This window comes from Streptomyces cupreus (assembly GCF_014257025.1).
GTDB classification, from domain to species: domain Bacteria; phylum Actinomycetota; class Actinomycetes; order Streptomycetales; family Streptomycetaceae; genus Streptomyces; species Streptomyces cupreus.
In genome coordinates this window covers 33645-55120 of the sequence record NZ_JACMSF010000049.1, presented here as the reverse complement: position 1 = coordinate 55120, position 21476 = coordinate 33645, and the positions used below count along the sequence as shown (strand labels likewise).

12 protein-coding genes are annotated in these 21476 nt (G+C 70.7%); 3 read left to right on the top strand and 9 right to left on the bottom strand.

The window, feature by feature from the left end:
• Window positions 1-6 precede the first annotated feature (6 nt).
• The 6 genes from H4N64_RS33410 to H4N64_RS33385 all read right to left on the bottom strand — a co-directional run bounded on the left by H4N64_RS33410 (window position 7) and on the right by H4N64_RS33385 (window position 10102).
• Window positions 7-2205, bottom strand: a complete 2199-nt coding sequence (locus H4N64_RS33410; protein WP_186286272.1) for a glycosyl hydrolase family 95 catalytic domain-containing protein — start codon at window positions 2203-2205, stop codon at window positions 7-9.
• Window positions 2202-4172: a beta-galactosidase gene (locus H4N64_RS33405; RefSeq protein ID WP_186286271.1), complete on the bottom strand. Its 1971-nt coding sequence runs from the start codon at window positions 4170-4172 to the stop codon at window positions 2202-2204. The genes H4N64_RS33410 and H4N64_RS33405 overlap by 4 nt, the downstream gene beginning before the upstream one ends.
• Window positions 4169-6361 (bottom strand): sialidase family protein, encoded by a 2193-nt coding sequence (locus tag H4N64_RS33400; protein WP_186286270.1) that lies wholly within the window; start codon window positions 6359-6361, stop codon window positions 4169-4171. Before H4N64_RS33400 ends, H4N64_RS33405 begins: the two co-directional genes overlap by 4 nt.
• A gap of 61 nt (window positions 6362-6422) precedes the next feature.
• Window positions 6423-7352 carry an ABC transporter permease subunit gene (locus tag H4N64_RS33395; protein WP_186286269.1) on the bottom strand — a complete coding sequence of 310 codons (930 nt, stop codon included), beginning with the start codon at window positions 7350-7352 and terminating at the stop codon, window positions 6423-6425.
• Complete coding sequence (locus tag H4N64_RS33390; RefSeq protein ID WP_186286268.1) at window positions 7349-8383, bottom strand: ABC transporter permease subunit; 1035 nt, start codon at window positions 8381-8383, stop codon at window positions 7349-7351. The genes H4N64_RS33395 and H4N64_RS33390 overlap by 4 nt, the downstream gene beginning before the upstream one ends.
• Window positions 8384-8410: 27 nt before the next feature.
• Window positions 8411-10102, bottom strand: a complete 1692-nt coding sequence (locus tag H4N64_RS33385) for an extracellular solute-binding protein (protein WP_186286267.1) — start codon at window positions 10100-10102, stop codon at window positions 8411-8413.
• 322 nt (window positions 10103-10424) lie between these two features.
• On the opposite strand from H4N64_RS33385, the gene H4N64_RS33380 reads away from it, so the two are divergent.
• The gene (locus H4N64_RS33380; RefSeq protein ID WP_186286266.1) at window positions 10425-13244 is read left to right on the top strand and encodes a glycoside hydrolase family 3 C-terminal domain-containing protein; all 2820 of its coding nucleotides are present in this window, start codon (window positions 10425-10427) and stop codon (window positions 13242-13244) included.
• Window positions 13245-13421: 177 nt separating this feature from the next.
• Here H4N64_RS33380 and H4N64_RS33375 read toward each other — a convergent pair whose 3' ends face one another.
• From H4N64_RS33375 to H4N64_RS33365, 3 genes are all read right to left on the bottom strand, one after another.
• On the bottom strand, window positions 13422-14867 hold the full coding sequence (locus H4N64_RS33375; protein ID WP_186286265.1) for an aldehyde dehydrogenase family protein: 1446 nt from the start codon (window positions 14865-14867) through the stop codon (window positions 13422-13424).
• A gap of 135 nt (window positions 14868-15002) precedes the next feature.
• Window positions 15003-16688, bottom strand: a complete 1686-nt coding sequence (locus tag H4N64_RS33370) for a PucR family transcriptional regulator (protein WP_186286264.1) — start codon at window positions 16686-16688, stop codon at window positions 15003-15005.
• Between the two features lie 110 nt (window positions 16689-16798).
• Entirely contained in the window at window positions 16799-18913 is a 2115-nt protein-coding gene (locus H4N64_RS33365; RefSeq protein ID WP_186286263.1) for an ATP-binding protein, read from the bottom strand.
• A gap of 242 nt (window positions 18914-19155) precedes the next feature.
• Between H4N64_RS33365 and gabT the strand changes: the two genes are divergently transcribed.
• A complete protein-coding gene (gabT, locus tag H4N64_RS33360; protein ID WP_186286262.1) occupies window positions 19156-20490 on the top strand; it encodes a 4-aminobutyrate--2-oxoglutarate transaminase in 1335 nt (444 codons plus the stop codon).
• 427 nt (window positions 20491-20917) lie between these two features.
• The gene (locus H4N64_RS33355) at window positions 20918-21466 is read left to right on the top strand and encodes a phosphatase PAP2 family protein (protein ID WP_418896314.1); all 549 of its coding nucleotides are present in this window, start codon (window positions 20918-20920) and stop codon (window positions 21464-21466) included.
• Window positions 21467-21476: the final 10 nt, after the last annotated feature.

Genomic DNA, 21476 nt, shown 5'->3' with positions numbered 1-21476 from the left:
GGGGAGTTACCACGTCCCCGGCGACAGGGCGTGGTCTTCTCCGGCGACGAGGTCGAGCGGTCTCGCGCCGGTGGAAGTCCTGAGCTCGACGCGGAGGGTGCGCGTGGGGCGGATCACCACGGTCGCTCCCTCCGGGGTCCAGCTGAGGTCGATCTCGGCACCGAACCGGGTGCGGATTCCACGGAGTTCGCCCTTCGGGTACGCCTCCGGCAGTGCGGGCAGCAGGACCAACCGGTCGGGGGTCGACTGGACGAGCGCCTCGATCAGCACCGCGGGCAGGGTGTGGGCGGCGTCCGCGTTGTAGACGTCGCGTTTCGGGTAGTGCGCGCTCATCAGGGAGGCGTGGAAGAAGTCGCCGTCCAGGACCTGGCCGAGGGCGTGGGCGACGCGGTCGCCGTCGCGCAGCCGGGCGGCGACCAGGGCGTGGTGGAGATGGCCGTGCGCGGAGTCGTTCTCGGCGCCGCGGAGTTCGAGCGCGCGATGGGCGGCCCGGGCGAGGTCGGGGGTGTCGTAGGGGTTGATCTCGTCGAGGGGCCACACGCCGTACAGATGGCTGAGGTGCCGGTGGTCGTAGGTGTCCTCAAGGCCGGGCCAGGCCCATTCGGCGAGGGCGCCTTTGTCGTTGACGCGGTGTGGGGGGAGCTTGTCGGCGAGCGCTCTCCAGCGCTCGGCGTGCTCGGGGTGGTAGTCGGCGGCCGTACGGAGTGCGTGCCGGGCCGCCGAGAGGTCCATGGCCGCGTTGAGGGTCCCCCAGCTCGCGTTCGCGGGCCGGTTCTCGGGTGAGTAGGAGGGGACGACGATCAGGTGGCCCTCGTCGTCGATGCGGGTGAGGAAGTCCTCGTAGAACCGGGCGATTTCGGCGAGCACGGCTCCGGTCCCGGGGTCGCGCTCGCCGCGCGTCTCGTCGTGGTCGACGAGGGGCTTGAGCAGCCAGTCGGCGCCGGCGGTCCACAGGTGCAGGGGGTATTCGCGGCTGAAGTGGTAGGCGTGACCGGACTCGCCGTCGGTGTGCGCGGGTGCGACGACGCCTCGGGCGCCGAAGACCGCGCGGGCGTTCTCGCGCCAGTGCGGGAGCTGACGGTGAACCAGGGCTGCGTAAGCCTCGGTGACTTCGGGAAGAGCGGCGGCTACAGCCGAAGCCGTCTGGAGGTTGAGGTTGGCGTCGTTGGTGAAGGCGCCGGACCAGGCCGTGTTCCAGTCGCCGGTCCACAGTCCGGTGAGCCGGGGCGGAAGGAGACCGCTGCTGGACAGCAGGTGGTAGCGGCCGGATGCGAAGAGCCGCTCCAGCAGGGCGGCGCTGCGGGTCCGCTTGAGCAACTCGGATCCGGGCAGGGCGCGTTCGGCCGGGTCGCCGTCGAGGTCGAGGGTGACGCGCTCGTAGGCGGTGCGGTGCAGGGGCAGATGGCGGGCGAGGAGGGTCTCGTACGGCTGCTCGCCCTCGGGGAGCAGCCCGCGCAGGGCACGGCCCTCCTCGATCACGTCGAGTTCGCCGGTGTGCCGGTGGACCCGGGTGAGCAGCAGGACCGAGGCGGCGCCCTCGACGCGCAGGCCGGGCGGTACGAGCGTGGAGGTGCCGCCGGTGACCACGACGAGGGTGGCTCCGGTGTACGCCCGGTCGCTGTTCGGGTAGCGGGCGCGCAGGCTGAGCAGGGCGCCCTCGGGGGTGAGCAGCGCGCCCTGGCCGACGCCCAGGCCGTCCGGGGCGCCGGGGAGGCGGTGGTCGAGGGCGATGTCGAGGCGCGGGCCGCCGGTCGTGACCTCCTGGACGATCACGTCGTCCGCGCGGGAGACGAAGACACGGCTGGACCAGTCGGCGCACTCGGCGGTGGTCTCGCCGGTGGTGAAGTCGACGGAGCGGCGGTAGCCGTGGGCATCGCCGGGCGGTCTGCGCAGCCGTACCTGGAAGGCCGGGTGGAAGGGCTGGACCCATTGGAGGGGGCGGCCGTCCGTGAAGGTCTCGGCGGCGGTGGTGTCGCCTGCCAGCAGGCGGTCCTGGAGTTGGTGAAGTTCGGCGGCGAGCTCCGGCGGGCGGGCCTCTTCGCCGCCGTTCGGGCGGACGAGGGCGTGCTGGGTGACGATGACGCGATCATCGTTCGGATCGCCGAACACAAGGGTGCCCTGGTGGCCGTTGCCGCTCAGGAAGGCGTCCTCCCAGCGGGCGGCGGCGGTGGGTTCCCAGGTGCCGTGGACGGGGGCGTCGGTCATGGCCTCAGCACCGCCACTCCGTAGCGGCCGAGGGTGAGTTCGTCCGTGACGGTCGTCCCCGTCAGAAGGTCGCGGTGGGTGCCGGGGACCTTCGCCGTGACGGGCTCGCGGCCGTGGTTGAGCACGAAGAGGGACTCGCCCCGACGGACGGCCTCGACCTGCGGGGGCAGCCCGTCGAGCACGGGCCGGACGCCCGCCTCGGCGCCGATCCGCCGGAGCAGCCCGCGCAGTTCCGGCGGCTCGGGGAGCGTGGAGAGGTACCAGGCGCGGCCGGTGCGCAGAACGGCGGGCAGGCCGTCGAGATCACCGCCCTTGTACGCGGCCTCGGTCCGGGCGTCGTCGGTCTTCTCGATCTCCTCCGACCACAGCGTGCCGCGGAATCCGTCGCACTCGACGCTCTCCCCCGCCTCCAACGGCCACCACTCGTGCAGCGTGCGGATGCCGAACAGCTCACGCAGTCGGGCGTCCATGCCTCCGGGGCGCACCCGGTCGTCCTCGTCGGCGACACCGGTGAGGAAGCCGGAGACGAGGGTGCCGCCCTGGCGGACGTAGGCGAGGAGGTTGTCGATCGCGGTGTCGGTGAGGGCGTACAACTGGGGGACGACGACCAGTTTGTACCCGGTCAGGTCGTGCTCGGGGTGGGCGAAGTCGGTGGTGAGGTGGGCCTCCCAGAGGGCCCGGTGCCAGGCGGTGAGGACCTGGGCGTAGTCGACCTCGGTGGAGAGACGGCCCTCGTGGGCGCCGGCCCACCAGGAGTGCCAGTCGTGGAGCACGGCGATGTCATTGTCGCTGTGACTGTCCGTCACCTCATCGGCGATGCGGGCGAGTTCCGCACCGAGCCGCTTGATCTCCTGGTACGTACGCCCCTGCTCCCCCGCATGGCCGACCATCCCGGAGTGGAACTTCTCGGCGCCCTGCCGGGACTGGCGCCACTGGAAGTAGCAGACGGCGTCCGCGCCTCGGGCCACGGCCTGGAGGGACCAGAGGCGGTTGAGGCCGGGGGGCTTGGGGTGATTGACGCCTCGCCAGTTCACCGGCCCGGCCGCCTGTTCCATCAGCATCCAGGGGCCGCGCGCCTGGGAACGGGTCATGTCCTGGACGAGGGCGCCGTGTTGGGCGCCCAGGGGGTCGCGGGGGTCGGGGTACAGGTCGACGGAGACGACGTCCTCCTCCTCGACCCAGCGCCAGGCGTCCTGTCCGGCCCACAGCGGCATGAAGTTGGTGGTGACCGGGAGGTGCGGGGTGTGCCGGCGGACGATGTCGCGTTCGGCGAGGTAGCACTCCAGGAGCATGTCGGAGGTGAACCGCTTGAAGTCGAGCACCTGGGTGGGGTTCTTGAGGTAGTGGGCGTGGCGTGGGGTGTGGATCTCCTCCCAGTCGCCGTAGCCCTGGCTCCAGAAGGCGGTGCCCCAGGCGGTGTTGAGGGCGTCGAGAGTGCCGTACCTTCGCTGGAGCCAGCCTCGGAAGCGGGCGGCGGCCTGGTCGCTCCAGTCGTAGGTGCAGTACTCGTTGTTGATGTGCCACATGGTGAGGGCCGGGTGGGTGGCGTAGCGGGCGGCGAGGTCCTCGGTGATGGCGGCGGCGTAACGGCGGTAGGTGGCGCTGGAATGCGAGAAGTGCTGGCGGCCGCCCCACCATTCGGTGCGGCCGTCCTGGTCGACGGGGAGGGTGTCGGGGTGGAGGCGGCCGAGCCAGGGCGGGGGTGAGGCGGTGGGGGTGGCGAGGACGACGCCGATGCCGCTGTCGTGCATCAGGTCCATCAGGCGGTCGAGCCAGCCGAACTCCCGCTCTCCCGGCCGGGGTTCGAGCTTCGCCCAGGAGAAGACGCCGAGGGTGACGGAGTTGACGCCGGCGTCGCGCATCAGCCGGACGTCGTCCCGCCAGGTCTCCTCGGGCCACTGCTCGGGGTTGTAGTCGCCGCCGAAGAGGATGCGGCCTCGGGTGGCGTCGGCGAGGGTCGGCTTCACGTGGGCTCCCCGTACTGGACGCCCCGGCCGTTGGTCGCCAGGTACACGCGGCCGTACACGCGCGGGTCGCCGGTGATGGTCTCGCCGATCCAGCCCCACTGATGCTGGTCGTCATTGATGCGGACCCAGCTCTTGGCGCCGTCGTCGGAGCGGTGGACGGCGGTGATCGCCTCCGTCGAGCCGACCTGGTAGATCGCCGGATAGTCGGCGCCGTCGGCCGCCTTGCCGAATCCGAGGGTGTACGAGGCCCAGCAGCTGTCGACCTTCGAGAAGCTCGCTCCGCCGTCGGTGGAGCGGTAAAGGCCGTTCCACTTGGCGCTCAGCCATAGATCGCCGGATCTGCCCGGCGCCGCGACCACCTTGAACTGGCTGTCGCCGGAGGGCAGCCCGGTCGCACGCGCTGTGAAGGAGAGGCCACTGTCAGTGCTCGCGAGTAGCGTTCCTGTATCGGTGTCGTACGCGTAGAAGAGCGTCGGGTCGGCCGGGTCGGCGACCGGCGTGGCGCCCTTCGGGAAGGAGGGGACCTCGGTCCAGGTGGAGCCGTTGTCCGTGGAGCGGTAGGCGGGGTACTTGGTGCCGTCCCAGTGCACGAAGACCCAGAGCAGCGCGCTGCCGTCCGCGTTGGTGGCGATCGGCCCCGGTGCGTTCCTGGCGATGTCGGGCTGGCCCGCGAAGGGCGCCCAGGTCCGTCCGCCGTCGTCGGAGTACGCGCCGTTGCCGTGGTCGCCCCAGCCCGTGCGGACGACGTACGCCGGCTTCGCCGCGGCCTGCGCGAGTCCCGTCGCCGACCCGAACACGGGGTTCGTGGCCATGCCGCGCGAGGGGGACGCGGTGAGCGTGTCGTGGTACATCACGCCGATGTCCCTGGACCCGCTGAGCAGGTGCGCCTCCCCGACCGGGGGCGACACCAGCTGCACCACCGAGGCCTCCTCCAGGCCGCGGATCTGCGGGGCCCAGTTCTTCAGGTCCCGGGTGCCGTAGAGGGTGGCGCCGGTGCCGAAGACGAGGTGCTTGGAGTCGTACGGGTCGAGGGCGAGCGCCTGGATCCACCAGCCGAACTTGGGGGCGTCACCGCCCCACTTGAGATAGGGGGTCTCGGACACGTCGAGAACAGCGGAGTCCTTCAGGGACGTCCAGGTGCGCCCGCCGTCGGTGCTCCGGAAGACGGTGTCGACGGCGGCCCACCGGTTGTTGGTGGAGACGACGACGGTTCCGGGCCGACGGGGGTCGACGGCGACACCGCCGTACCCGAAGGCGTCGTCACCGCCTGGCTTCACCGGCGTGACCTCGGTCCACTTCCCGTCGAGGGTGCACAGCCGGTGCACGCTGCCGTCGGACTGCCCATTGGGCCCGGGCGCGTTGGCGTACGTCAGGTACAGGTGCCGGGTGGCCTTGTCGTAGGCGGCGCGGATCGGCACCCTGGCGGCGGTGCCGGAGGGCTGCCCGGGTACGGCTTGCCAGGTGGTGCCGTCGGAGGTGCGGTAGAGGTTGGCGCCGGTGCCGTCGGAGTCACCCCAGCCGGCATAGACGGCACGCTCGGCGGCGACGAGCAGGGTGACGCCCTGCCCGGAGGCACTGGGCGCGCCCGGGAAGCCACTGACGGCGGCCCAAGTGGCCCCCCGGTCGGTCGACTTCAGCAACCCGTCGTGCCGGGTCCCGAGCCACAGGGTGTCACTGTCCCGAGGATCGACGAGCAGCCGCTCACCGGCCCCCCGCCCGTCCTCATTGGCCCCGAGCTTCACATCGAGGTCGGTACGGGTCCAGGTGGCACCGCGGTCGTCGGAGCGCAGAACGGCACCATTGGAGGCCCAGGACTGGGCGTACGTACCGACGGCGAGATAGAGCCGCCCGGGGTGGGCCGGATCAACGGCCATGGCCTCGACACCGAGCAGATTCCAGTCGTCCCACCCGAGGTGATCGAGGAGGGGGGTCCAACGGGCGGTGCGGTCGTCCCATCGATAGGCGCCCCCGATATCGGTACGGGCGTAGGCGAGCCCACGGACGGAGGGATGGAAGAGAACACCGGTGATGAATCCGGTACCGCCGATGACGGCGTTGCGCCAGCGGTACCCAGTGGGGGCGGCAGAGGCGGCCTGCGCGCGCCCTTGGACGGACGGGAGGCCGGCGAGCACCACACCGGCGGCACTCCCGACGAGGACGGCTCGTCTGGTAGGTCGGGACATGTGCATGACACACCTCAGTCTTATAAGAAGGGGGACGTGAACCTACCCAGGGGCGCGAGGAACTGCATCAACCCTTTACCGCACCGGTCAGCATGCCCTTCTTGAAGTGCCGCTGGACAAAGGGCGAAAGAACAGCCACCGGAAGCAACGCCATCACCATGACCGCCATCTGCACGGCCAGCCCGGACAGTTGCCCCGTCTTGATGGCCTGACCCAGTCCCACTGGGGCCTCTTGCTTCTGCACCAGCTGAATCATCACGTTCTGCAACGGCATCATGTCCTGATCGTTCAGATACAGCGACGCGTTGAACCACGCACTCCAGTACCCGACCGCGTAGAACAACGTGATCACGGCGACGACGGCCCGGGACAGCGGAAGGACGATCCGCCAGAGGATCCGGACATCCCCCGCCCCGTCGATCCGCGCACTGTCGATCAGCTCCTGCGAGATCCCCATGAAGAACCCACGCAGCACAAGGATGTTGAAGACACTGAGCGCACTGGGCAGGATCAGCGCGAGATAGCTGTCGGTCAGCCCGAGCGTCTGCACCAGCAGATACGTCGGAATGAGACCGGCACTGAAGAACATCGTGGCCAGCAGGGTCATCAGAATCCACCGGTGCCCGAGCGACCCGCTGCGGGAGAGCCCGTACGCGCACAGCACGGACACCGTCATCGAGAACGCCGTACCGACGAGCGTGACGAGCACGCTGATGATCGCCGCCCGGGTCACCTGCCCACCGCTCAGCAGCTCCTGATAGGCGACGAAGGTGATGTCCTTCGGCACCATCACCAGACCACCTGCCTCGTCGATGGTCCTGCGCGTGGAGAGACTGGTGACGATGACGATCCAGAGCGGGAACAGGATCGCGAGGCAGGCGATGCCCAGCACCAGCCCCTTGCTCGCGAGGCCGACCTTCGTCGGCTGTTCCTCCCAGACCGGCCGTGGCGGAGCGGCCCAGCGATTGCGTACCGGCTTCTCAAGGACCGTGGTCACTTCTTGTACACCCCCTGCTCTCCCATCAGATGGGCCACCTTGTTCGCGGCCAGGACGAGTCCGATGCTGATGACGCCCTTGACGAGCCCGGCGGCGGCCGCGTAGCCGAAGTCCTGGTTGCGGACGCCGTTCCACCACACGAAGGTGTCGAGCACTTCCGACGCGCCCGGTCCCACGGCATCGCGTTGGAGCAGGATCTGTTCGAAGCCGACGGTCAGGGCGTCGCCGACGCGCAGCACCAGCAGCAGCGCGATCACCGGCCGCAGCGCGGGCAGCGTGACGTGCCACATCCGGCGCCGGCGGCCCGCGCCGTCCATCGCGGCGGCCTCGTACAGATCGGGGCTGACGGCCGCCAGCGCGGCGAGGAAGACGATGATCCCCCAGCCGGCGTCCTTCCATACCGCCTGGGCGGTGACCAGGAACTTGAAGGTGCTCGGGTCGGTCATGATGTCGAGCCCGTCGTACCCGTGGTCGCGCAGCAGTGTCGAGAGCAGCCCGGCGCCGCCGAGCAGTTGCTGGAAGACCGCGATCACCAGCACCCACGAGAAGAAGTGCGGCAGATAGAGAACAGCCTGCGCGATCGCCCGCACCCGGGGCCTGACCACGCTGTTGATGAGCAGCGCGAGCAGAATCGGGATCGGGAAGAACAGCACGAGCTGGAGGAAGAACAGCACCAGCGTGTTCTGGACCGCCTGCCAGAAGGCGGAGTCCTCGAAGATCCGCTGGAAGTTCTCAAAGCCCACCCAGGGGCTGTTCCAGATGGAGACGATGCCGTTTTCACTGATGTACGGGTCGTAGTCCTGGAAGGCGACCACGTTGCCGAGAATCGGCACGTAGTTGAAGAGCAGGATCAGGGCGACGGCCGGCAGGGTCATCAGGAGCAGGACGCGATCGTGTCTGAATCTGAGCCGCAGACTCAGTTTCCCCGAGGGCGGCTTGCCCCCCGCCCCGGCGGCGCCGTCGGACGCCACCGGGGACTTCGCCGTCATGTCGGCCTCGGGTCTGCTCCGAGGCACCGTGCTGTGGGACACGGCCGTTCTCCTTGCCTCGGTGCCCGGTCAGTTGGCCGCGGAGCCGTTCTCGTCGAGGATCTGCTTGTACCAGTCGCGCAGCTTGTCGCCGCCCTTGCTCTTCCAGTCGGAGATCCACTGCTGCATGTCGCTGATCTTCTTGCGGCCGCGGACGACGTCGTCCTCCATCTGCTCCATGTCGTTGGACAGGTTGGTGTAGCGGCTCGGCTCGGTGATCTGCATGCCCCAGAAGGAGGACTTCTTGGTGAAGGCACCCATCCGCTGCTGCCACTCGACCTGGCCCTTGGCGACCTCGGGGAAGTCGGGGTGCGCGAGGGTCGCGGCGGGGCTCGCCACCATGACATAGGCGTTCATCACGTCGATGTTGCCCTGGTCGGTCTTGGTGGGGACGCCGTCCTTGACGGTGTAGTGGGTGCCCTCCACACCGTAGTTGGTCATCATGTACTCCTTGGTGCCGTACGGCGCCGCGGTGACGTTCGCGACGGCCAGCACGTCACGGATGACCGCCTCGGAGGCCTTCTTGTTGACGAAGGCGAAGATGCCGGCGGGCTGTTCGGCATAGATGGTGGGGTCGCCGCCGTCATGGCCCCAGACGTCCATGCCCCAGATCTTGAAGTCCGGGTTCTGGACGGCCTGTTCAGCGGTGCGGCTCCACCACTGGGAGATGTTGTTGGGGTAGATCAGGAACTCGCCCGCCGCGAACTTGGGCCCCGCGTCAGGGGCGTTCTTGCCCATCTTGGAGTCGGGGTGGACGACGCCCGCCTCGAAGAGCTTGCGGGACCACTCCAGCGCTTCGAGGTACTCCTCGGTCTCGATGCGGTAGACCAGCTTTCCGTCGACCATGTTCCAGCCGAGCGGCTTCTCGCTGCCGGAGAAGACGCCGAAGGCCTGCCAGGCGGTCCACTTCATGTCCAGGCACGCCCAGCGCTTGGCCTTGGCGTTGGTGATGTCCTTGGCCAGGGCCATGAACTCGTCGCAGGAGGTGGGGATTTCGTACCCCTCCTTGTCGAAGATGTCCTGGCGGTACAGGGGCACGATGCTGGGGGCCCATGGCGCCGGCATCGGCAGACCGCGCAGCTTGCCGCCGAAGATGGAGCGCTGCCACGACTCCGTGGGGATCGCGGCGAGGTTCGGGTAGTCCTTGACCGCGTCGCCGGACAGGTAGGGGCCGAGGTCGGCGAACTTGCTGATGATGGCGGTGGGTATCTTGCCGTTCATGTTCCAGCCGGGGACGACCACCACGTCCGGGACGTCGCTGGAGGCGAGCACGGCGCCGAGCTTCTGCTCGTAGGTGTTGCCGTCCTGGTTCTGCCAGACGACATCGACGCCGATGAGGTCGTTCATGCCCTTGTAGTAGGCGTTGTCGCTCTTGGGCGGCGAGCCCCAGAACGGCGACATGATGGTGACCTTGGAGCCCTTGCCGAGCTTCTTGGGGACCGACGTCTTCAGGGTGGCGAGGTCCAGCTTGCTGGTGAAGCCGATCGCGGAGCCGTTCTTGGCGGGGATGTCCGGCACGACGACATTGCTGGCGACGTAGGCCGGCAGGATCTTCTTGGCGTCCTTGCCCGAGGTGGTGCCTTCGCCCGAGCCGCTGCCCGAGTCGCCGCACGCGGCAAGCAGCGGCATTCCTCCCGCCACCGCTGCGGCGGCGACCGCCGAGGAGGCGAGGAAGCTTCTCCGGCTGGGTGCGGACGAGGCGGAGGAGGCGTTCGGCGTCATTGCGTCAACCCTTCATGGCGCACCTGGACACCCGGCGGTGGGCCGTCGGCTGCGGTGTCGTAAGTGGAACTGGCTGAGCGGAAGCAGTCCTCCGACCAATCTGTCGCCCTGTAGTCGAAGCGCTTCGATGTGCTGTGAGGTTAAGTGAACACCCAGGGGTGCACAAGGGTCGCTTCCAAGATTCCTCCGACGCAGGTGACCCGACCATTCCTTATGCGCCGCTTGAATGGGCGGTCCTGATCCCTTGACACCCACCCCTCTGTCGAATGAGCATCGAAGCGCTTCGAAAGAGCCGCGCCGATCCATCGCAAGGGGATCCCAAGTGACCGCACCCTCGCCGCCCACTCCACCCTTTCGCGATCCCCGCCTGCCGGTCGCGAAGCGCGTCGACGATCTGTTGGCGCGGCTCACGCTCGACGAAAAGATCGGATTTCTGCATCAGTTCGCCCCCGCCGTCGAGCGGCTCGGTGTCGCCGCGTTCCGCACCGGCCAGGAGGCGCTGCACGGCGTGGCGTGGATGGGCCCGGCGACGGTGTTCCCACAGGCGGTCGGGCTCGGCGCGACCTGGAACCCGGACCTGGTGCGCCGGATCGGCGAGGCGGTGTCCCGGGAGACCCGCGCGATGCGCGCCCGCGACGAGCGCGTCGGCCTGAACGTCTGGTCCCCGACGGTCAATCTGCTGCGCCACCCCTTGTGGGGCCGCAACGAGGAGGGCTACTCCGAGGACCCGAAGCTGACCTCGGCCATCGCCACCGCGTACACCCGGGGCCTGCGGGGCGAGCATCCGACGTACTGGCGCACCGCGCCGGTCCTCAAGCACTGGCTGGCCCACAACAACGAGACGGACCGCGACACCTCGTCCTCCTCGATCCACCCGCGCGTCCTGCACGAGTACGATCTGCGCGCCTTCCAGGAGACGGTGGAGGCGGGCGCGGTGGCCGGGGTGATGCCGGCGTACAACCTGGTCAACGGCCGCCCCAACCACGTATCGCCCCATCTGCGCGAGCACTTGCGCACCTGGACCGAGGAGGAGCTGCTGGTCTGCTCGGACGCGGGCGCGCCCTCCAACCTGGTCGACTCCGAGCACTACTTCGACACCCACGAGGAGGCGACGGCGGCCTCGCTGCGGGCCGGTGTCGACAGCTTCACTGACCACGGTACGGACAGCTCGAAGATCACCGCCCGGGTGCGGAAGGCGTACGAGCGGGGCCTGCTGACCGAGGCCGACGTCGACACCGCGGTCCGCCGTCAGCTCTCGGTCCGCTTCCGCCTCGGCGAGTTCGACGACCACGAGGACCCCGGCGCCTTCGACACCCCCGAACACCGCGCACTCGCCCAGGAGGCGGCCGAGCAGTCGGTCGTCCTGCTCCGCAACGACGGCGTACTGCCCCTGGCCCCCGGCAGCCGTGTCGCCGTGGTGGGCCTGCTCGCCGACGAGTGCAAGCTCGACTGGTACAGCGGCACGCTGATCCACCGCTCCACCCCACTGGAGGGCCTGTACGAGCGATTCGGCGCCGAGCGCGTGGAGTTCGCGGAGGGCGTGGACCGCATTCGGCTGAGAACGTCGACGGGTCTCTTCCTGTACGTCCAGGAAGGCGCCGCCTCCGACGAAGTGCGGGGAGCCGAGGGCGCGTTGGACCCCGCCCTGCTCGCGGGCCGCACCGACCTGCCACCGCTCACCACCGACCCCGTCGGCACCGAACTCGCGCTGGTGGACTGGGGCGAGGGCCTGCTGACGCTCCGGGCGCCCGACGGCCGCTATCTGTCGGTCGCCGAGGACGGGTACGTACGCGCCTCCGCCGACCAGCCCGGCGGCTGGGTCGTACAGGAGACCTTCCGGCTCGAACCGCACGGCAAGGGACACCTCCTCAGGCACATCGGTACGGGTCGCCACGTCTGTGTCGCCGCAGACGGCGTGAAGGTTGCCGAGGAGAATCCGGAGGTCTTCGAAGCGGTCGTGGTCGAGCGAGGCGAGCAGGCGGTGGCCCGGGCCGCGGCACAGGCCGACGTGGTACTGGTGGTGGCGGGCAACGACCCGCACATCAACGGCCGTGAGACCGAGGACCGTACGAGCCTGCACCTGCCCGCCCACCAGGAGCGGCTGCTGCGCGCGGCCCGCGCCGTCAACCCGAAGACGGTCCTGGCGCTGGTCTCCGCCTACCCCTACGCGGTCGAACCGGGCTCCCTTGCGGCCCTGCTCTGGACGGCCCACGGCGGCCAGGCCACGGGCACCGCGCTGGCCCGGATCCTGGCCGGTGACGTCTCCCCCGCCGGCCGCCTCCCGCAGACCTGGTACGCGAGCGACGCCGACCTCCCCGACCTGCTCGACTACGACGTGATCGGCGGCCGTCAGACGTATCTGTACTTCGAGGGCACCCCGCTCTACCCGTTCGGCCACGGGCTGTCGTACGCGTCGTTCTCCTACGGCGACCTGTCCACGCGCGTGACCGAGGACGCGGTGCACGTGTCGTTCACGGTGACCAACATCGGCGGGGTGACCGCCGACGAAGTGGCCCAGCTGTACACCCGCGCGGTGGACCCCTCGGTCCCGCGCCCCCGTCGCGAACTGCTCGACCACCGCCGCGTCACCCTCGGCCCGGGCGAACGCACCGAGCTCACCTTCGAAGTCCCGCTGTCCGCCTTCGCGTTCTGGGACGTGGCACACGGCCGATGGCACCTCGACCCGGGCCTGTACGACGTGATGGCCGGCGGCTCCAGCGAGGACATCCGGCTGCGAACGACGGTGATCCTCGACGGCGACCCCGTGGCCCCGCGCGCGGTGCGCGAACGCGGCCTGGACGCGGCCGACTTCGACGAGCAGAGCGGTACCGGGATCGTCGACCGCACGAGGACGACGGGCGACGCGGTGACACCGGCCGGCGACCGGGCGGGCGAACTCCTCTACCGGGCCTGCGACTTCGGCACCGGCGTCACCGAGGTGACGGCGACGGTGGCCGGCGAGGGAACGGTGGAGATATCCCTGGGCGGCACGCCACCGCTGGCGACCCTCACAGCGGACACCTCGTCAGGCCCGTACGCCTACACCACACTCACCGCCGAGTTCACGGCCGAGGGCGTCCACGACGTCCGCCTCAGACTGCGCGGCCCGCTGCGGCTCGCGCACGTCGGCTTCTCCGGTTGAGGGTCCGGACCAGGCCGACGCAGAGGAAGGGGCCCGGCGCCGGAAGGCATCGGCGCCGGGCCCCTTCGGGCAGCGTATATGAAAATGGTTCCCATTAGCCAGGGGTTGGAGGCGGAAAGAAGCGACGGCCGGAGCCCCCGCACAGTGGGCTCCGGCCGTCGGGGCCGTCGGGTCGGCTCAGAGGGCGAGGCCGGTCAGGACCAGCACCCGCTCGTAGGTGTAGTCGTCCATCGCGAATTTCACGCCCTCGCGGCCCACGCCGGACTGCTTGGCGCCGCCGTACGGCATCTGGTCGGCGCGGTAGGACGGGACATCGCCGACGACCACGCCACCGACCTCCAGCGCGCGGTGGGCACGGAAGGCGGCCTGGAGGTCGTGGGTGAACACGCCCGCCTGGAGGCCGTACTTGGAGTCGTTGACGGCGGCGAAGGCCTCGGCCTCACCATTGACCTTCTGCACGGAGAGCACGGGACCGAAGGCCTCCTCGCAGGCCAGCGTGGTGCCGGCCGGCAGGTCGGTCAGGACGGTCGGCGCGTAGGAGGCGCCGTCGCGCTTGCCGCCGGTGAGCAGCGAGGCGCCCGCCTCGACCGCCTCCTGCACCCAGGCCTCGACGCGCTTGGCGGCGTCCTCGCTGACCAGCGGGCCGACGTCGGTCTTGTCGTCGGAGGGGTCACCGGTGACCTGGGCCTCGACGGCGGCGACGACACGCGGCAGCAGACGGTCGTAGACGGACGCGTCGGCGATGACCCGCTGCACCGAGATGCAGGACTGGCCGCCCTGGTAGTTGGAGAAGGTCGCGATGCGGGTCGCGGCCCAGTCGAGGTCCTCGTCGCTCGCCCAGTCCCCGAGGACGACGGCCGCGCCGTTGCCGCCCAGCTCCAGCGTGCAGTGCTTGCGCGGCACCGAGTCCATGATCGCGTAGCCGACCTTCTCGGAACCGGTGAAGGAGATCACCGGCAGCCGCTCGTCCTGGACGAGGGCGGGCATACGGTCGTTGGCGACCGGCAGGATCGACCAGGAGCCGGCGGGCAGCTCGGTCTCGGCGAGCAGGTCGCCGATGAGCAGGCCGGAGAGCGGGGTCGCGGGCGCGGGCTTCAGGATGATCGGCGCGCCCGCCGCGATGGCCGGGGCGACCTTGTGCGCGCACAGGTTCAGCGGAAAGTTGAACGGCGCGATGCCGAGCACGACGCCCTTCGGGAAGCGCCGGGTGAGGGCGAGGCGCCCCTGGCCGCCGAGGTCGGTGTCGAGGCGCTGCGCCTCACCGCCGTTGAACCGCCGGGCCTCCTCGGCGGCGAACCGGAAGACGGAGACGGCACGGCCGACCTCACCGCGGGCCCACTTGATCGGCTTGCCGTTCTCGGCGGAGATCAGCTGCGCGATCTCCTCGGTGCGCTCGACCAGACGGCGGCTGACGTGGTCCAGGGCGGCGGCCCGTACATGCGCCGGGGTGGCGGCGAACTCGTCCCGCACGGCGTACGCGGCGGCCACGGCCTCCTCGACCTGGGCGTCGGTCGGCACGCTCACCTTGCCGACGACCCGGCCGTCCCACGGAGAGGTGACGTCGAAGGTGTCCTCGCCGGAGACCTGGCGGCCGGCGAGCCAGAAGGCGTGGGTGGAAGTCATGTTGAGTCCCGGCCCTTCCGCGTTGGGGGTGGGTGTTCCTTGGTTCGTGGTCCACGGTAGGGGCGCGGGGGCGGTGTGGCGTTTGTCCGAGTCGTAGTAGTGGCGGATGGGCGCACTACGGATTGGCGGAGTGGGCTACTCGGCCGACGTCGCCTTCAGCGCCAGCCACAGCTCCATCCGTACGTCCGGATCGTCCAGGGAGCGGCCGAGGATCTCCTCGACGCGGCGCATCCGGTAGCGCAGGGTGTGCCGGTGGACTCCGAGGTCGGCCGCGGCCGCGTCCCACTGGCCGTGCCGGGACAGCCAGGCCCGCAGGGAGGCGACGAGGTCGCCGCGTCCGGTGGCGTCGTGCTCGTGCAGCGCCCTGAGCAGCCCGTCCGCGAAGGCCCGTACCGCGTCGTCCGCGAGCAGCGGCAGCACCGATCCGGCCGCCAACTGCTCGTGCTCCACGAACACCCGTCCCCTTCGCCGGGCGACCGACAGCGCCTGTTCGGCCTGCTTGTAGGCGGCGGCCGCGGCGATCGGCCCGGCCGGCGCCGACAGCCCGACAACCAGTTCGTCCTCCTCACCGGCCGCCGTCTCCCGTACGGCGCTGCCCGCCCGCGCCGCCTCCAGCGCCGTCGCGTACTCCGCGCACGCGGACACCGCGGCGCCGCCGTCCGCGGCCAGCACCACAAGACGCTCCCCGTCCGGGACCACCAGCACGGCCTCTCCGGCCCGCGCGGCCGCCGACTCGACGATCTCGGCGAGGGCGCCGAGCGGATCGCCGTTGGTGTCGGAGGCGGCGGCGAGGGCGGCGGCCGAGGGCTTGGCGCCGACGGGCACACGCGGTGGGTTCTCCACGGCGGCCAGGGCGACCGACGCCGAGCCCGACACCGCCACCGACTCCGCGACGATCATCCGGAAGGGGGCGTCCAGCAGGACGCCGTACAGATCCCCGGCGACCGCGCGGGCGTGGTCCGGCTCGCCCGCGAGCAGCATGCGCAGCACCGCCGTGCCCAGCCGCTGCTCGGCCGCGTACAGGGAGCGGGAGCGTTCCGTGGTCAGGGTGAGCAGGGCGATGGCCGAGTGGACGGCGTACCGCTCTGCGGTGCCGAGGGCCGCGGCCGTGCCGACCGCGAGTGCCGCGCGCGGCCTGCGGCCCGTGCCCAGGCTGTGCAGCTCGACCCGGTCCTCGTTCTCCGGGCCGCCGACCACCGACGAGGCGGGCGCCGGCCGCTCCCGCAGCCGCTCCACGTCCGCCGTGATCCGCGCCGCCCGGCGGCCCGCCCATTCGGGTGCGGTGGCGACGACGGCGCCGGAGGCGTCGTAGAGCGCGGCCCAGCCGTCGACCTGCGAGGCAAGCGCGGCGAGCAGCCCCTCGGGGCCGTCGGTCAGTGCCTGTTTGGTCAGCTCGCGCTGCGCGGCGAACCCGGCCGTGACGGCCCGGTACTGGTCGGCCGCGATGGCCGCGGAGACGGCCTTGCTGATGGCGAGGAAGGGCGTGCGGCGCGGCACCTCCAGCAGCGGAAGACCCTCCTGCCGGGCCGCCTCGACCAGGGCGCTCGGGATGTCCTCGTAGTTCACCCCGACGGCGAAGCCGAGACCGACGACCCCGGCGCCGACCAGCCGCTTCACATAGCGGCGCATCGCCTCGGGGTCCTCCGCGTCCAGCTTCAGCGCGGTGATCAGCAGCAGCTCCCCGCCCTCCATGTAGGGGACGGGATCGGCGAGCTCGCTGACGTGCGCCCAGCGGACGGGCACGTCCAGGCGGTCCTCGCCCGCACGCACGGTCAGTTTGAGCGCGGAGTGGTGGACGAGCGAGGCGAGCGTGGGGGGCATGAGGCCTTCAGGTCGGTGAAGTCAGCGTGATCGTTGTGATCATTTGGCCGCCACGTATGAACGGCCTATGCCGATTCTGCCTCACCGTACGGTCGCCGCGCCGCCTCGAATCAGTCCCGTAGATCCACCAGCAGCGGCGGCGCATGCTCACCCCGCACATCCGTCAGCGACAGCACCGCGTGCCCCGGCGGCACCGCGTGCGCCAGCTCGGAGGCGGACCAGCGCTCCCTTTCGACTTGGCGGACGGTGACGGCCCGCGCGGTCGGCGCCTTGCCGGTGATCACACGGCGCACCGCGTGCAGCGCCTTCCCGGCAGGTGTCTCCGCGATGATCTGCCGGTCGGTGACGTCCCTCGCCTCGGTCCACTCCTTGCCCCACGCCTCGGCGAAGTCCTGCCCGTCCCACGGCGTCAGCCCGGACAGCGCCATCCGGCATCCGGCCGCCCCGAGCAACGGCCCGCGCAGCGGCCTCGGTACGTCGTCCAGGCTGCGCAGCGTCAGTACGGCCCCGGCGTTCCCGGACCGCAGCCGCTGGATGCCCCGAACCGCCTCGGGCGTGACCACGCCGGTGGCGTCGTCAAGGATCAGACAGGCGAACAGAGACCGGTCCTCGCGCACCGCCACGCTCGCCGTGAACTGGGCGAGCACAAGCCGCGCCAGCATCCGCGAAGCGTCCGCGTGCCCGCGCGCGGGCAGGTCGATCCGTACTCGCACCGGATGGTCGAGCGCCTTGAGCGAGAAGGGCCGCGACAGCCCGGAGGCGTCGAAAAACCCGGCGAACGCGGGCCGGTCCAGCAATGCCACCCGGTCGGCGAGGACGCCCCCGACATCACCGGGATGCGCCATCTGCCGCTCCCGCGCGTCCAGTTCCCGCAGCAGCGACTCCTGCCCCGAGCCCTCCAGCGCCGTCCGCAGCGCGGCGAGCGGTCCGGGCGCGCCGTCGAGCAGTTGGCGCAGCTCGGGGACGGACGGGAAGCGCCCGTGCACCGCCCGGAACGGGCCGAGCAGTTGGGCAAGCACGGTCGTGGAGCGGCGGCTGTCGCTGCCGGGGTGCGGATCGGCGAGGTCCCCGACCAGCGCCTCGGCCAGCACGGCGGCGGCCTCGTCGGGGTCGGTGGTCCCGCCGTACAGATCGAGGTCGTACACCGATTCCGGATTCCCGATGCGTACGACGACGTCATAGGCGTCGGCCGGGCCGAGCCCCGCGCCCGCGGCGCCGACCACCACGACCGCGGCGCGTCCGGCGAGGGCGTGCAGGCACAGCGACTCGGCGAGCGGGCGCACGACGGTGCCGGTCTTGCCGGAGCCCGCCGGGCCGACGGCGAGCAGGGAGGTGCCGAGCAGTTCGGGGCCGAGGGCGAGGCCGGTGCCGCGGTAGGCGTAGGGGTTGCGCGGGTCGTCGGCGGTGGTGCCGAGGCGGACCTGGCCGGTGACCAGGTCGTGCCGGGAGAGCCGGGTCGGCAGATCGCGTTCGCCGGAGGGATGCAGACAGGCGGCGGCGCCGTCCTTGAGGACCGCGCCGGTGAAGGTGGCGAGGCTGTGCCGGCCGCTGCGCACGCTCTGCCAGGCGCGGGCGATCCGGGCGTGGTCGACGTCCCGCATCATCCCCGCCCTCGCCTCGGCGGCGAGCCGCTCGGCGACGTCGACGGCACCGACGGCACGGAGCGCTGGCCACTGGGCAGGGTCCTCTTGAGGGGGCGGCGGCGCTTCACCGGTCTGCGGGGCGGTGATACGGCGCAGAGCCGGACGGAGGTAGCGACGCCAGATCTCGGACCAGCGCCCCAGCCGGCCAGCCCCGATCATGATCCCGACAGCAACCAGGCCGTAGTAGAGGTAGGAGGCGATGGACCCCACGATCTCTTCCCCCTCGGTCTTGGGCTTCGTCCAGGACTCTGGAGTGAGTGCGTAGTAGGGCCACATCCAGTACCCGCCCAGGTACTCGTTCCACAGCAGCGACCAGATCAGCCACCCCACCAGAAAGGCGATCAACGCCCCGCTGAAGAGCTGACGTGCGGGGATGACCTCGGGTTCCTCCTCTGGCCTGGCCACATGACCGAACCGCCACACGCCGGGCGCGGCCTCCGGCCGGGGTGTCCGAAGCCAGGTCAGAAAAGCCGAGCCGTCCGGCATCGGCGGCGCCGTTGGCCTCGGTGGAACAGCGGAGCGTGATCGCGGCACCGGAGTCGCATGCGTACCCCGCGCGTCCTGCGTCCCGTCGCTGTCCATCGCCTTTGCCCCCTGACCAGCCGTTCCGTACCACCGTCAGCGAGCCAATCTAACGCCCCCGCAAAGGGAGTTCACCGTTAGCCGCCCCGGCACGCCCGGGGGAGCCGTACTCCCGCTATGTCCACCACGGACAACCGGCCTCGCCGACAACGCCCACATGGAGCATGCCCACCCCCCGCTCCCCGCCCTAGCCTGCGAGAAAAGAAGAAGACAAGCATCCGCAAAACCCCCAGGAGCCCCTCATGACCGACCTTCCGCAGGAGCGCCGCGTCGTCACCGCCATCCCCGGCCCGAAGTCGCAGGAGCTGCAGGCCCGCCGCACCGCCGCGGTGGCGCAGGGCGTGGGCTCCGTGCTGCCGGTGTTCACCGCGCGCGCGGGCGGCGGCATCATCGAGGACGTCGACGGCAACCGTCTGATCGACTTCGGCTCCGGCATCGCCGTGACGTCCGTCGGCGCCTCCGCCGAGGCCGTCGTACGGCGCGCCTCCGCACAGCTCGCCGACTTCACCCACACCTGTTTCATGGTCACGCCGTACGAGGGCTACGTGGAGGTCGCCGAGGCCCTCGCCGAGCTCACCCCGGGTGACCACGCCAAGAAGTCCGCGCTGTTCAACTCCGGTGCCGAGGCCGTCGAGAACGCCGTCAAGATCGCCCGTGCGTACACCAAGCGCCAGGCCGTCGTCGTCTTCGACCACGGCTACCACGGCCGTACCAACCTGACGATGGCGCTGACGGCGAAGAACATGCCGTACAAGCACGGCTTCGGCCCGTTCGCGCCCGAGGTATACCGAGTGCCGGTCGCCTACGGCTACCGCTGGCCGACCGGGCCGGAGAACGCGGGCCCCGAGGCCGCCGCGCAGGCCATCGACCAGATCACCAAGCAGATCGGCCCGGAGAACGTGGCCGCGATCGTCATCGAGCCGGTGCTCGGCGAGGGCGGCTTCATCGAGCCGGCCAAGGGCTTCCTGCCGGAGATCGTGAAGTTCGCCAGCGCCCACGGCATCGTCTTCGTCGCCGACGAGATCCAGTCCGGCTTCTGCCGTACCGGCCAGTGGTTCGCCTGTGAGGACGAGGGCATCGTCCCGGACCTGATCACCACCGCCAAGGGCATCGCGGGCGGTCTGCCGCTCGCCGCCGTCACCGGCCGCGCCGAGATCATGGACGCCGCGCACGCGGGCGGCCTGGGCGGCACCTACGGCGGCAACCCGGTGGCCTGCGCCGGTGCGCTCGGCGCGATCGAGACGATGAAGGAACTCGACCTCAACGCCAAGGCGAAGAACATCGAGGCGGTCATGAAGGCCCGCCTCGGTGCCATGGCCGAAAAGTTCGACATCATCGGCGAGGTCCGCGGCCGTGGCGCGATGATCGCCATCGAGCTGGTCAAGGACCGTACGACGAAGGAGCCGAACGCGGAGGCCACCGCCGCGCTCGCCAAGGCCTGCCACGCCGAGGGCCTGCTGGTCCTGACCTGTGGCACCTACGGCAACGTGCTGCGCTTCCTGCCGCCGCTGGTCATCGGCGAGGACCTCCTGAACGAGGGTCTCGACATCATCGAGCAGGCCTTCTCCCGCATCTGACGCACCTCGGGCCCCAGCCCCTTCGAGCTTCGCGCTCGCGGGACAGGGGGCCGCGGGGGTCAGAGGGTGTGAAGAAGGTGTGCGAGGTGTCTGTCAGGACGCGATTCCGACTGTCTTGGGCGCACCCCCTGTCGTAGGTTCTACCCAGATGAGAGATACACCCCGCCCACAGGGGACTGTGGGCGACATCAGGACGGGGCCTCCCCAGCTTCGACCTGGTCGTGCCCTCGCGCACATGAACGGAGCCTCTGGCTCCGGATCTCCTCACCGATCGGACAGTCGCTCGCCCCAAACCCCCCGGGGCGCGCGACCACCCGATCCGGACGGCCGCCTCGGAACTACCCCCCCTGTTCCGGGGCGGCCGACCTCCCTTCTCGGACTTCTGGGGCTTTCCGCCCTTCTCTTCGCGATCATCACCTGGCAGGTCGTGGCCGACGGCCCGCTGGTGAGGGTGGACGAGCGGCTCAGCAGAGCCCTCGTCCACCCCGACCGCGTTTCCGAACGCCTCTCCGACCTGGGCGATGTCCAGATCGCGGGGCGGGTCCTGCTGGCGTGCCTGCTCTACGTCGCCGTGCGGTCCCGGCGCAGTGGTACAGACCGCTGGTGGTGGCCACCGACGGGCGCGGCCCTGCTGCTGGCCCTGGTTCCGGTGCTGGTCGTCCCCCTCAAGGTGCTGACCGACCGCCCCGGCACCCCGGCCGTCCCACCGGCCACCGGCTTCTTCCCGTCCGGCCACACCGCGACCGCCGTCGTCGCCTACGGCGCCGCGGCCCTGCTCCTCCTCCCCTGGCTCCGGTCCACGCTCGCCCGCCGCGTCTGCGTGACCGTCTGCGCCGCCCTGGCGCTCGGCGTCTCCTACGGCCTGGTGCGGCGCGGCTACCACTGGCCACTGGACGTCGCGGCCAGTTGGTGCCTCGGCGCGGTCCTGCTGACCGGCTTCGTCCTCGTCGCCGGCCGAAGTCATCAGCCGAACTGACCTGCTCTCC

What these genes read in the sequence shown, in the direction of transcription:
- H4N64_RS33410 (WP_186286272.1), bottom strand. Translation starts at nt 2,205, where the DNA reads ATGACCGACGCCCCCGTCCACGGCACCTGGGAACCCACCGCCGCCGCC.
- H4N64_RS33400 (WP_186286270.1), bottom strand. Translation starts at nt 6,361, where the DNA reads ATGCACATGTCCCGACCTACCAGACGAGCCGTCCTCGTCGGGAGTGCC.
- H4N64_RS33385 (WP_186286267.1), bottom strand. Translation starts at nt 10,102, where the DNA reads ATGACGCCGAACGCCTCCTCCGCCTCGTCCGCACCCAGCCGGAGAAGC.
- H4N64_RS33375 (WP_186286265.1), bottom strand. Translation starts at nt 14,867, where the DNA reads ATGACTTCCACCCACGCCTTCTGGCTCGCCGGCCGCCAGGTCTCCGGC.
- H4N64_RS33370 (WP_186286264.1), bottom strand. Translation starts at nt 16,688, where the DNA reads ATGCCCCCCACGCTCGCCTCGCTCGTCCACCACTCCGCGCTCAAACTG.
- H4N64_RS33365 (WP_186286263.1), bottom strand. Translation starts at nt 18,913, where the DNA reads ATGGACAGCGACGGGACGCAGGACGCGCGGGGTACGCATGCGACTCCG.
- gabT (WP_186286262.1), top strand. Translation starts at nt 19,156, where the DNA reads ATGACCGACCTTCCGCAGGAGCGCCGCGTCGTCACCGCCATCCCCGGC.